We start from the raw sequence: 11,860 nt of genomic DNA, 5'->3' as shown, positions 1-11,860 counted from the left end.
CCTGTCATGACCGCCAGTCGAGCGGGACCTGCTTCTCACGGTCCCAGGGGTGCTCCCAGCCCGCGAAGTGCAGCAGGCGGTCGATCACTCCGGCCGTGAAACCCCACACGAGGGCCGATTCGACCAGAAATGCCGGTCCGCGATGGCCGCTGGGGTGCACGGTCGTGGCCCGGTTGGAGGGGTCCGTGAGATCCACCACGGGGACCGTGAACACGCGGGCCGTCTCACCGGGGTCGACGACTCCCACCGGGCTCGGCTCGCGCCACCAGCCCAGGACCGGGGTGACGACGAAGCCGCTGACCGGGATGTACAGCTTGGGCAGCACCCCGAAGAGCTGGACGCCGGACGGATCGAGCCCGGTCTCCTCCTCGGCCTCGCGCAGGGCGGCCCGCAGCGGTCCGTCACCGTGCGGGTCGCCGTCCGCCGGGTCGAGGGCGCCGCCTGGGAAGGAGGGCTGGCCTGCGTGGGAGCGCAGGGAGCTCGCGCGCTCCATGAGCAGCAGCTCGGGGCCGCGCTCGCCCTCGCCGAACAGGATCAGGACGGCGGACTGGCGCCCCGCGCCGTTCTCCGGGGGCAGGAAGCGGCTGAGCTGGAGCGGCTGGACCGTGTCCACGGCGTGCGCCACCGGGTCCAGCCAGCCGGGCAGACCTTCTTTGCTGAGCGTCACCGGACCGCCCTGTGTATTGCTCGCGCGTGTCATCGCCACACCACCCCCCGTTCTGCCGATTCCAACGCCCGAACACCACCTGATCGTTCCGCGAGCCACTCCATGGCGGCCCCCCATGCCGACCGCCCCGCGCAGACCCCGGCCGCCGATCCCGCCGACGCCCGAACCGTGCGCCCGTCGGCAGCCCGGGCCGTCGTCAGCCGTTCCGTCATCCGGCCTTCCGTCATCCGGCCCCCAGCGGCGGGGCCGGCCTGCCGCCGGCGTCCAGGTAGGACTGGGGCGGGTTCAGGCGCTGGCCGGGGAAGCCGCCCTTCTCGTACTTGAGCAGCTTCTTCGCCTTCTCCGGGTCCGTCTCGCCCTCGCCGTAGGCCGGGCAGAGCGGGGCGATGGGGCAGGCGCCGCAGGCCGGTTTGCGCGCGTGACAGATGCGGCGGCCGTGGAAGATCACATGGTGCGAGAGCATGGTCCACTCGCTCTTGGGGAAGAGCGCGCCGACGGCGGCCTCGATCTTGTCGGGCTCGGTCGCTTCCGTCCACTTCCAGCGCCGCACGAGCCGCTGGAAGTGCGTGTCCACGGTGATCCCGGGCCGGCCGAACGCGTTCCCCAACACCACGAAGGCGGTCTTGCGGCCGACGCCGGGCAGCTTCACCAGGTCCTCCAGCCGACCGGGGACCTCACCGCCGAACTCCTCCACCAGGGCCTTGGAGAGCCCTATCACCGACTTGGTCTTGGCGCGGAAGAAACCGGTGGGGCGGAGGATCTCCTCGACCTGCTCCGGGTCGGCGGCGGCCAGGTCCTCGGGGGTGGGGTACTTGGCGAACAGGCCGGGGGTCGTCTGGTTCACCCGGAGGTCGGTGGTCTGGGCGGACAGGACCGTGGCGACGACCAGCTGGAAGGGGTTCTCGAAGTCCAGCTCGGGGTGCGCGTAGGGGTAGATCTCGGCGAGTTCGCGGTTGATCCGGCGAGCACGGCGGACCAGTGCGGTGCGCGACTCGGGCTTCTTCGCAGCGACCTTCGCGCCGACGGCCTTCTTGGCGACGGACTTCGCGCTGACCGCCTTCGTGCCGACCGCCTTCTCGGCGGCAGCCTTCTTAGCGACGGCCTTATCGGTATCGGCCGTTTTCTTTGCAGGCATCCCGTTCGTCACCTTTGCCGTTTTCCTACCACCGCCGGAGCCTTGTTCGCCCACAGCGGAAACGCGACGTACAACCACCCGTCCAGCCCCCTCGGCCTGTGCTCTCACCGGCGATTTGGACACCCGGCCAGCCTAAAGCCCGGCACCGACATCCGCCCCGGACCCTGAAGATCAGCCCCCAATTGGACCCCTGCCGCTTACCTCGGGACATGTGTGCGGCATCCTTGTGACAGATCACACTGTTTGGACCGTCCGGCAAGATGGGGAACACGGTCCCCTGGTAAGCAGGGGAGCAAGATCCCTTGAGCAGGTCGAATAGGAGAGAACTCGTGGACGACGTCCTGCGGCGCAACCCGCTCTTCGCGGCACTCGACGACGAGCAGGCCGCAGAACTGCGCGCCTCCATGAGCGAGGTGACCCTGGCCCGTGGCGACTCCCTGTTCCACGAGGGCGACCCGGGCGACCGGCTCTACGTCGTCACCGAGGGCAAGGTCAAGCTCCACCGCACCTCCCCGGACGGCCGGGAGAACATGCTGGCCGTGGTGGGCCCCAGCGAGCTCATCGGAGAGCTGTCGCTCTTCGATCCGGGCCCGCGTACCGCGACGGCCACCGCCCTCACCGAGGTCAAGCTCCTCGGCCTCGGCCACGGCGACCTCCAGCCCTGGCTGAACGCCCGCCCCGAGGTCGCCACCGCCCTGCTGCGCGCCGTCGCCCGCCGCCTGCGCAAGACCAACGACGCCATGTCCGACCTGGTCTTCTCGGACGTCCCGGGTCGCGTGGCCCGCGCCCTGCTGGACCTCTCGCGCCGCTTCGGCGTCCAGTCCGAAGAGGGCATCCACGTCGTCCACGACCTGACGCAGGAGGAGCTGGCCCAGCTCGTCGGCGCGTCGCGCGAGACCGTGAACAAGGCGCTGGCGGACTTCGCCCAGCGCGGGTGGCTCCGCCTGGAGGCACGCGCGGTCATCCTGCTGGACGTGGAGCGGCTGGCCAAGCGGTCGCGGTAGCGGTAGCGGTCGCGCAAGAGGTGAAGTCGGTCGGTGTGAGCAAGGGTCTCGATCCCCAAGGGCACATCGCTCGCGAAGGCTCCCTCGCGCGCGTGCCGCACGCTTACCGTCCCGTCGTGGCCGCCGCCCGGGACCGGCTGTCGGCCGTCTTCGGGACGCGGCTGCACAGCGCCTACCTCTACGGGTCGATTCCGCGCGGCACCGCGCGCGTGGGCCGCAGCGATCTGGACCTGCTCGCCGTGCTGCGCGAAGAGCCGACCGACACCGACCGGGCCGACGCCCGTGCGCTCGACGAGGCCCTCGACAAGGAGTTCCCGCAGATCGACGGCGGCGGGACGCTGCTCGTCGGCCACGCGTGCGTGCTGAGCGATCTGGAGCGGCACGACCTGGGATGGTTCGTGGCGTGCCTGTGCACACCACTGCTCGGCGAGGACCTCGCCGAGTTCCTCCCCCGGTACCGCCCCGATTCGCTCCTCGCGCGCGAGACCAACGGCGATCTGGCCCTCGTCCTGCCGCGCTGGCGCGACCGCATCGGCTCGGCGGACGACTCCGAGGAGGCCCGGCGGCCTCTCGTCCGGTTCATGTCCCGGCACCTCGTACGCACCGCGTTCACGCTCGTCATGCCCCGCTGGAACGGCTGGACGAGCGACCTGCACGAGATGGCGGAGGCCTTCGGCGGGTACTACCCGCAGCGCGCGGAGCAGCTACGGGCGGCGGCCGTCCTCGGATACGCGCCCAGGGGCGACCGCGCCGTCCTCACGTCCTACGTGGACGACCTCGGCCCCTGGCTCGCGCAGGAGTACACGCGCGTGCACGGTGTGAAGGCCCCGAGGCCCGATCAGCCCTAGAGCCCGTGATCACTACGCCTAGAGCCCACGGAACCCGCCGAGCCCACCTGGACCGCCGGACATGTCCTGGATGAGCCCGTGTTCCGTCAGGTACTCGAGTTGCGCCCTGACCGACAGTTCCGCCGCCGGCCACAGGGAGCGGTCGACGTCGGCGTACACGTGCGCGACGACCTCGGCGGGGGTGCGGTAGCCGTCCTCGACGGCCGTCTCGACCTGGGCGAGGCGGTGGGCGCGGTGGGCGAGGTAGAACTCGACGGCGCCTTGGGCGTCCTCCAGGACCGGTCCGTGGCCCGGCAGGACGGTGTGGACGCCGTCGTCGACCGTGAGGGACCTCAGCCGCCGCAGGGAGTCCAGGTAGTCGCCCAGCCGGCCGTCGGGGTGTGCGACGACGGTCGTGCCGCGGCCGAGAATCGTGTCGCCGGTCAGGACCGCCCGGTCGGCCGGGAGGTGGAAGCAGAGCGAGTCGGCGGTGTGGCCGGGCGTCGGCACGACCCGCAGCTCCAGACCGCCGACCGTGATCACGTCCCCGGCGCCCAGGCCCTCGTCGCCCAGCCGCAGCGCCGGGTCCAGGGCCCGCACCTTCGTCCCGGTCAGCCCGGCGAAGCGGACGGCGCCCTCGGCGTGGTCGGGGTGGCCGTGCGTCAGCAGGGTCAGGGCGACGCGCTTGCCGGCCTGCTCGGCGGCGCCGACGACCGCGCGCAGATGAGTGTCGTCCAGCGGGCCCGGGTCGATCACGACGGCGAGGTCGGAGTCGGGCTCGGCGACGATCCAGGTGTTCGTGCCGTCCAGGGTCATGGCGGAGGCGTTCGGCGCGAGGACGTTGACCGCGCGCGGGGTGGCGGGCCCCGAGAGGACTCCGCCTCGCGGCTGGCCGGGAAGGGCGGCTGCGTCGGTCATGCGGGTCCCCCCGGGGTCGTCTCGATGGCCTCGACCGTTCCGACCGGCTCGGTGGTCCCGATCGGGATGTGCTTGGTGAACTCGTCGTGCCCCGGCCAGGACAGCACTACCTCGTCCTCCTCCAGCCGGGCCTCCGCCAGGACCGGGGTCAGGTCGAGGCCGGGGGTCGCGGCGAGCGCGTCCGCGGCCGTGGCGTACGGGGCGAGCCCGCGCAGGGTCGCGATGGTCGGAGGCATCATCAGCAGCTCGCCCTTGTCGTACGAGGCGGCCGCGTCGGACGGACGGATCCACACCGTGCGGTCGGCCTCCGTGGAGGCGTTTCGGGTGCGCTGGCCCTCGGGGAGCGCGGCCACGAAGAACCAGGTGTCGTAGCGGCGCGACTCGAACTCCGGGGTGATCCAGCGCGTCCAGGCGCCGAGCAGATCGGAGCGCAGGACCAGGCCGCGACGGTCGAGGAACTCGGCGAAGGACAGGTCCCGGGCGGCCACCGCGGCCCGGTCGGCCTCCCAGTCGGCGCCCGTGGTGTCGCCGACGACCGAGTCGGGGGTCGGCCCCGCGAGCAGGACGCCGGCCTCCTCGTAGGTCTCGCGCACGGCTGCGCAGACGATCGCCTGGGCGGCCGTCTCGTCGACGCCGAGCCGCTCGGCCCACCACGCGCGCGTGGGGCCCGCCCAGCGGACGTGACGGTCGTCGTCGCGTGGGTCGACGCCGCCGCCCGGATACGCGTACGCGCCTCCGGCGAAGGCCATGGAGGCGCGTCTGCGCAGCATGTGGACGACGGGGCCGCTGTCGGTGTCCTTCAGGAGCATGACGGTGGCCGCGCGCTTCGGGGCGACCGGGACGAGCGTGCCGTCCGCCAGCGCGCGGATGCGTTCCGGCCAGTCCCGGGGAAACCACTGCCCATTAGCCATGGGCGCGAGGCTATCCCCTGGTGCGCGAATGTTCGAGAGGTCCCCGAGGTCAGAGCGCGTCCAGGGGCTCCACGGCCGTACTCCTACGGGAGGAGCTCCACCTGGATCTCGACCTCCACGGGCGCGTCCAGCGGCAGCACGGCGACACCCACCGCGCTGCGCGCGTGCACGCCCTTGTCGCCGAGGACCTCGCCCAGCAGCTCGCTCGCGCCGTTCAGCACGCCCGGCTGGCCGGTGAAGTCCGTGGCCGACGCCACGAAGCCGACGACCTTCACCACGCGCGCGATGCGGTCCAGATCGCCCGCGACCGACTTGACGGCGGCCAAGGCGTTCAGCGCGCAGGTGCGGGCCAGCTCCTTGGCCTCGTCTGCGGTGACCTCGGCGCCGACCTTGCCGGTGACCGGCAGTTTTCCGTCCACCATGGGCAGCTGGCCGGCCGTGTACACATACGGGCCGGACTGCACGGCGGGCTGGTAGGAGGCCAGCGGCGGCACGACCGCCGGGAGGGTCAGTCCCAGCTCGGCGAGCCTCGCCTCGACCGCACTCACGCCTTCGCCCGCTTCAGGTAGGCGACGAGCTGCTCCGGGTTGTTCGGCCCGGGCACGACCTGGACGAGCTCCCAGCCGTCCTCGCCCCAGGTGTCCAGAATCTGCTTCGTGGCGTGGACGAGCAGCGGCACGGTTGCGTATTCCCACTTGGTCATGGGCCGACTGTATCCGCTGTCGCCCGAGGGCCTGTTCCACAGGCCATGTGGCCGATTGCCGCCCCCGTTGTCCACAGCCTCTCGATTGCCTCGGGCGCCGACTGGTTACGCTCGAAGACGTGAGCAGGCTCCAGGTCGTCAGCGGAAAGGGCGGGACCGGAAAGACGACGGTCGCCGCGGCACTCGCGCTTGCCCTCGCCACGGCGGGGAAGCGAACGCTTCTCGTCGAGGTGGAGGGCCGGCAGGGCATCGCACAGCTCTTCGAGACGGAGGCGTTGCCCTATGAGGAACGCAAGATCGCCGTCGCCTCGGGGGGCGGTGAGGTGTACGCGCTGGCCATCGACCCCGAACTGGCCCTTCTGGACTACCTCCAGATGTTCTACAAGCTGGGAAGCGCCGGCCGGGCCCTGAAGAAGCTCGGCGCCATCGACTTCGCCACCACCGTCGCGCCCGGCCTGAGGGATGTGCTCCTCACCGGCAAGGCGTGCGAGGCGGTACGGCGCAAGGACAAGAACGGGCGGTTCGTGTACGACTACGTCGTCATGGACGCCCCGCCCACGGGCCGTGTCACCCGCTTCCTGAACGTCAACGACGAGGTCGCCGGGCTGGCCAGGATCGGCCCGATACACAATCAGGCACAGGCCGTGATGCGGGTGCTGAAGTCGGCGGAGACAGCCGTGCACCTGGTGACGCTGCTGGAGGAGATGCCCGTCCAGGAGACCGCCGACGGCATCTCCGAGTTGCGGGCGGCGAAGCTGCCGGTGGGGCGGATCATCGTCAACATGGTGCGGCCAGAGGTGCTGGACGAGGACGGGCTGGAACTCGCACGAACCGTGACGCGTTCTTCTGTCGCCCGGTCGTTGTCCGCGGCCGGGCTCGGCGGGGCTCGGCGCGGCGGGCGCGCCGAGCGGCTGGTGGATCCGCTCCTTCGGCAGGCCGAGGAGTACGGCGAGCGGTATGCGCTGGAGCACGAGCAGCGCGCGGTCCTGGGCGAGCTGGACCTGCCGCTGCACGAACTTCCGTTGCTCGCCGAGGGCCTGGACCTCGCGGGCCTGTACCAGCTCGCCACCGAACTGCGGAAGCAGGGGATCGCATGAGTCCGGACCAGGCTCACCACCAGGGAAGCACCCGTCGCCGGCTCTCCCCCGCGCCCGTGCTCGACCTCGATCCGCTGCTCGACGACCCGGCGACCCGCATCGTGGTCTGCTGTGGCTCGGGCGGCGTCGGCAAGACGACCACGGCGGCGGCGCTGGGCCTCAGGGCGGCCGAGCGCGGCCGCAAGGTGGTGGTCCTCACCATCGACCCGGCCCGCCGGCTCGCGCAGTCCATGGGCATCGACTCGCTGGACAACACCCCGCGTCGTGTGAAGGGCGTCGAGGGGTCCGGCGAACTGCACGCGATGATGCTCGACATGAAGCGCACCTTCGACGAGATCGTCGAGGCGCACGCGGACGGCGAGCGGGCGGCCGCGATCCTGGGCAACCCCTTCTACCAGTCGCTCTCGGCGGGCTTCGCGGGCACGCAGGAGTACATGGCGATGGAGAAGCTCGGGCAGCTACGCGCGCGTGAGGAGTGGGATCTGATCGTCGTCGACACCCCGCCGTCGCGTTCGGCGCTGGACTTCCTGGACGCGCCGAAGCGGCTCGGGTCGTTCCTGGACGGCAAGCTGATCCGCGTCCTGCTCGCGCCGGCGAAGGTCGGCGGACGGGCGGGGATGAAGTTCCTGAACGTCGGGATGTCGATGATGACGGGGGCGCTCGGCAAGCTGCTCGGCGGTCAACTGCTGAAGGACGTGCAGACGTTCGTGGCGGCGATGGACTCCATGTTCGGCGGCTTTCGCACGCGCGCGGACGCCACGTACAAGCTGCTCCAGGCGCCCGGCACGGCGTTCCTGGTGGTGGCGGCTCCCGAGCGGGACGCGCTGCGGGAGGCCGCGTACTTCGTGGAGCGGCTGGCCGCCGAGGACATGCCGCTGGCCGGTCTGGTGCTCAACCGCGTCCATGGCAGCGGCGCCGCCCAACTGTCCGCCGAGCGGGCGCTCGCCGCTGCGGAAAATCTTGAAGAGCCCGGCATTGTGGATCAGGACGGCGGGAAAGCTGGACTTCGTAACTCTCCCGACTCGTACGACAGTTCAGAACCTCCCGCACCCGATCCGGAAGGATCAGATCCGAAAGCGTCAGACCCTGAGGCACCGGCCCCTGAGGCACCAGCCCCGGTGGCACTCGATCCGGAACACGACGCCCCCGACGACGCGGACCGGACCGTGGACGACCTCACCGCAAGCCTGTTGAGGCTGCATGCGGAACGTATGCACCTGCTCTCTCGCGAGCAGCGCACACGTGACCGCTTCACCGCACTCCACCCGGAGGTGGCCGTGGCCGAAGTGGCCGCACTGCCCGGCGATGTGCATGACCTCACGGGGCTGCGGGACATCGGGAACCGGCTCGCGGCCAACCGGCCGGAGCTGCCCGAAGTTACCGACGTCGCGGTTGCCGAAGCTTCCGACACCTGACCTCGGAGCCGAGGTCTCCTCGGCTCACGCCTCTTGGCTCAGGTCGAGCTCACGTCAGCTCACCGCCGCGTAGTTCTCGTACATCTGGTCGTCGTCGAGCGGCAGGATGCCCGCCCCACGCTCGTACTCCGAACGCGCCGTCTCCAGGAGCCGGCGCCAGGAGGTCACCGTCGGCCGCCTGCGCAGCAGTGCGCGGCGCTCACGCTCCGTCATGCCTCCCCACACGCCGAACTCGACGCGGTTGTCGAGCGCGTCGGCCAGGCATTCGGTGCGTACCGGACATCCGGTGCACACCGCCTTGGCCCTGTTCTGCGCTGCTCCCTGAACGAACAGTTCATCCGGATCGGTAGTGCGGCAGGCAGCCTGCGCACTCCAGTCGGTTACCCAGCCCATACCGGCGCCGTCCTCTCCCGAATCGAGGCTCCCCCACGGCGGCAGCGGCATATTCACCGCCGCCAGTTGAGGACGTTACGGAAGGTGGGCACAGCGCAACACCCCCTTCGGGCCCAATCTTGAATGGCCCGAACGGACTATGCGTAAGCGGCAGATCACCCGGGGGAGTGAGCCCGCGACATACGTGACTTTCCCGTCAAACGGGACAGTTCAGTTGAGTCACAACGGACGCCGAGTGACACACAAGGCGGATTCGGACACGCATCCACCAAAAAAGTTGGGGAACGACCGGAACGATTCGGGGTCGCCGGACGTATTGATACGTAGCCCTGCTGCTGTGACAGTTGAGAGCAGCTTAGGCCAAGGCATTGACGTGTGTCCGGCGAATCAGAACGTAGGCTGCCCCCATGCCAAAAAAGCGCTCGGGCGGTGGTCTGTCGTCAACGCAGCAGGCCGCCAAGTTCCTCGGTGTCAGTGTGCTCGCAGGAGCGGTGCTGGCCGGTATCGCCCTGCCCGCCTTCGGCGCGCTGGGCCTGGCCGCCAAGGGGTCGGTGGAGTCGTTCGACGAACTCCCGGCCAACCTCAAGACGCCGCCGCTGAGCCAGCGCACCACGATCCTCGACTCCGAGGGCGGCCAGATCGCCACGGTCTACTCCCGTGACCGCACGGTGGTCGACCTCAAGAACATCTCGCCGTACATGCAGAAGGCGATCGTCGCGATCGAGGACTCGCGCTTCTACGAGCACGGCGCGGTCGACCTGAAGGGCATCCTGCGCGCGCTCAACAAGAACGTGCAGAGCAGCGGGGTCGCCCAGGGCGCCTCGACGCTCACCCAGCAGTACGTGAAGAACGTCTTCGTGGAAGAGGCCGGCGACGACCCGACGAAGGTCCAGCAGGCCACCCAGCAGACCATCGGCCGCAAGATCAAGGAGCTGAAGTACGCGATCCAGGTGGAGGAGGAACTCGGCAAGAAGAAGATCCTCGAGAACTACCTGAACATCACGTTCTTCGGCGAGCAGGCCTACGGCGTCGAGGCGGCCGCCCAGCGCTACTTCTCCACGCATGCCAAGGCCCTCACCCTCCCCCAGGCCGCGCTGCTGGCCGGCATCGTCCAGTCACCCAGCCGCTACGACCCCATCAACGACGAGGCCGAGGCCACCAAGCGCCGTAACACCGTGCTGCAGCGCATGGCCGAGGTCGGCGACGTCACCGAGGCCGAGGCCGCCAAGGCGCAGAAGGCCCCGCTGGGCCTGAAGGTCAAGCAGCCGAAGAACGGCTGCATCACCGCCGTCCAGGGCGCCAGCTTCTTCTGCAAGTACGTGGAGCGCGTCTTCCTCAGCGACCCGGTCTTCGGCAAGACCAAGGAGGAGCGGGCGAAGGTCTGGAACCAGGGCGGTCTGACGATCCGGACGACGCTCGAGCCGCAGTCCCAGAAGTCCGTCCAGGACTCGCTCAAGGATCACGTCTACCAGTCGGACAAGGTCGCCGCGGCCGCCACGCTCGTCGAGCCCGGCACCGGCAAGATCCTCGGCATGGGCCAGTCGAAGCCGTACGGCTACGGCAAGAACGAGACCGAGTACAACTACTCGGTCAACTCCTCCATGGGCGGCTCGAACTACGGCTTCCCGACCGGTTCGACCTTCAAGCCCTTCGTGGCCGCGGCCGCGCTGGAGGAGGGCCGCCCGGCGAACCAGTCCTACCCGGCGCCGTACCAGATGTCGTACCCGGCCACGGTCCAGACGTGCAGCAGCAAGCCGTGGACCAACCAGGGCAACGACACGCTGGAGAACGAGAGCGCGTCCGAGAAGGGCCCGTACCAGCTGAAGAAAGCCATGGAGCTTTCGGTCAACACCTACTTCGTGCAGATGCTCGCCGACATCGGCATGTGCCCCGTGGTGAAGATGACCGACAAGCTGGGCGTCGTCCAGGGCAACGGCGACAAGGTGCCCGAGGTGCCCTCGTCGATGACCCTCGGCTCCACCGGCCTCTCCCCCCTGACGATGGCCAGCGCCTACGCGGCCTTCGCCAGCCGGGGCATGTACTGCACCCCGGTCGCCATCGAGTCGATCACCCAGATCGTGGGCGGCACGAAGAAGTCGCTGGAGGTGCCGAAGTCGACCTGCTCGCGTGCCATGAGCGAGAAGACCGCGGACACCATCAACACGCTGCTGAGCGGCGTCGTCGACTCCGGTACGGGCCGGCAGGCCGGTCTGTCCGGCGGCCGCGACAACGCCGGTAAGACGGGTACGACGGACTCCCGCAAGAACGCCTGGTTCGTCGGCTACACCCCGAACCTCTCGGGCGCCGTCTGGGTCGGCAGCGCCACCCAGAAGGTCGAGATGAACAACATCACGATCGGCGGCGTCTACCACTCCCAGGTCTACGGCGGCGACACCCCCGGCCCGATCTGGCGGGACGCCATGACCGGCGCGCTGGAGGGCAAGGACAGCCCGTCCTTCAACCTCGTCCACATCCCGAACCCGCCCGCCGCCAAGGACCCCGACGACGGCAACAGCGACGACGAGGACGACGACGGGGACAACGACGACGGCTTCCTCAGCGGCCTGCTCACCAACGGCGGGACGACGGGCGACACGTCGTCGACCGGCGGCAACGACGGTGGCACCTTCTTCCAGGGCCAGACCAACGGAAACGGCAACGGCGGCGGACGCGGCTGAGCAGCGCCGCCTCTGATCCGGACACGGCTGAGCACGACTGACGGCCTCTGCCTCTCACACGGAGAGGCAGAGGCCGTCAGTCGTACCCGTCACACCCGTCACACCCGTCGTA

General features: G+C 69.9%; 12 protein-coding genes. 5 read left to right on the top strand and 7 right to left on the bottom strand.

The window, feature by feature from the left end:
* Window positions 1–4 precede the first annotated feature (4 nt).
* Both ABZ725_RS12280 and nth read right to left on the bottom strand, forming a co-directional pair.
* The gene (locus tag ABZ725_RS12280) at window positions 5–700 is read right to left on the bottom strand and encodes a CoA pyrophosphatase (RefSeq protein WP_358802586.1); all 696 of its coding nucleotides are present in this window, start codon (window positions 698–700) and stop codon (window positions 5–7) included.
* 190 nt (window positions 701–890) lie between these two features.
* Window positions 891–1,802, bottom strand: a complete 912-nt coding sequence (gene nth, locus ABZ725_RS12275; RefSeq protein ID WP_358802585.1) for an endonuclease III — start codon at window positions 1,800–1,802, stop codon at window positions 891–893.
* Window positions 1,803–2,131: 329 nt separating this feature from the next.
* Here nth and ABZ725_RS12270 point away from each other — a divergent pair, with 329 nt between their 5' ends.
* Together ABZ725_RS12270 and ABZ725_RS12265 are read left to right on the top strand one after the other, a co-directional pair.
* Window positions 2,132–2,806, top strand: coding sequence for a Crp/Fnr family transcriptional regulator (locus ABZ725_RS12270; protein ID WP_020129286.1), 675 nt, complete (start codon window positions 2,132–2,134; stop codon window positions 2,804–2,806).
* A gap of 20 nt (window positions 2,807–2,826) precedes the next feature.
* Entirely contained in the window at window positions 2,827–3,654 is an 828-nt protein-coding gene (locus tag ABZ725_RS12265) for a nucleotidyltransferase domain-containing protein (protein ID WP_358802584.1), read from the top strand.
* A gap of 18 nt (window positions 3,655–3,672) precedes the next feature.
* Here ABZ725_RS12265 and ABZ725_RS12260 read toward each other — a convergent pair whose 3' ends face one another.
* The 4 genes from ABZ725_RS12260 to ABZ725_RS12245 form a co-directional block, all read right to left on the bottom strand.
* On the bottom strand, window positions 3,673–4,551 hold the full coding sequence (locus ABZ725_RS12260) for an MBL fold metallo-hydrolase (RefSeq protein WP_358802583.1): 879 nt from the start codon (window positions 4,549–4,551) through the stop codon (window positions 3,673–3,675).
* Window positions 4,548–5,462, bottom strand: a complete 915-nt coding sequence (locus ABZ725_RS12255) for an NUDIX hydrolase (RefSeq protein WP_358802582.1) — start codon at window positions 5,460–5,462, stop codon at window positions 4,548–4,550. The genes ABZ725_RS12260 and ABZ725_RS12255 overlap by 4 nt, the downstream gene beginning before the upstream one ends.
* Window positions 5,463–5,545: 83 nt before the next feature.
* A complete protein-coding gene (locus ABZ725_RS12250; RefSeq protein WP_358802581.1) occupies window positions 5,546–6,010 on the bottom strand; it encodes a RidA family protein in 465 nt (154 codons plus the stop codon).
* Entirely contained in the window at window positions 6,007–6,165 is a 159-nt protein-coding gene (locus ABZ725_RS12245) for a DUF4177 domain-containing protein (RefSeq protein ID WP_020129281.1), read from the bottom strand. Before ABZ725_RS12245 ends, ABZ725_RS12250 begins: the two co-directional genes overlap by 4 nt.
* Before the next feature lie 119 nt (window positions 6,166–6,284).
* Between ABZ725_RS12245 and ABZ725_RS12240 the strand changes: the two genes are divergently transcribed.
* Window positions 6,285–7,262: an ArsA-related P-loop ATPase gene (locus ABZ725_RS12240; RefSeq protein WP_358802580.1), complete on the top strand. Its 978-nt coding sequence runs from the start codon at window positions 6,285–6,287 to the stop codon at window positions 7,260–7,262.
* Complete coding sequence (locus ABZ725_RS12235) at window positions 7,259–8,677, top strand: ArsA family ATPase (protein WP_358802579.1); 1,419 nt, start codon at window positions 7,259–7,261, stop codon at window positions 8,675–8,677. Before ABZ725_RS12240 ends, ABZ725_RS12235 begins: the two co-directional genes overlap by 4 nt.
* A 54-nt stretch (window positions 8,678–8,731) precedes the next feature.
* Here ABZ725_RS12235 and wblA read toward each other — a convergent pair whose 3' ends face one another.
* Window positions 8,732–9,070, bottom strand: coding sequence for a transcriptional regulator WblA (wblA, locus tag ABZ725_RS12230; protein ID WP_189927108.1), 339 nt, complete (start codon window positions 9,068–9,070; stop codon window positions 8,732–8,734).
* A gap of 407 nt (window positions 9,071–9,477) precedes the next feature.
* Between wblA and ABZ725_RS12225 the strand changes: the two genes are divergently transcribed.
* The gene (locus ABZ725_RS12225; RefSeq protein ID WP_358802578.1) at window positions 9,478–11,748 is read left to right on the top strand and encodes a transglycosylase domain-containing protein; all 2,271 of its coding nucleotides are present in this window, start codon (window positions 9,478–9,480) and stop codon (window positions 11,746–11,748) included.
* The last annotated feature ends 112 nt before the right edge of the window (window positions 11,749–11,860 follow it).

The sequence above is a fragment of the Streptomyces sp. NPDC006872 genome (genome assembly GCF_040635845.1).
GTDB lineage: Bacteria > Actinomycetota > Actinomycetes > Streptomycetales > Streptomycetaceae > Streptomyces.
This window is presented reverse-complemented; position numbering and strand designations above follow the sequence as displayed.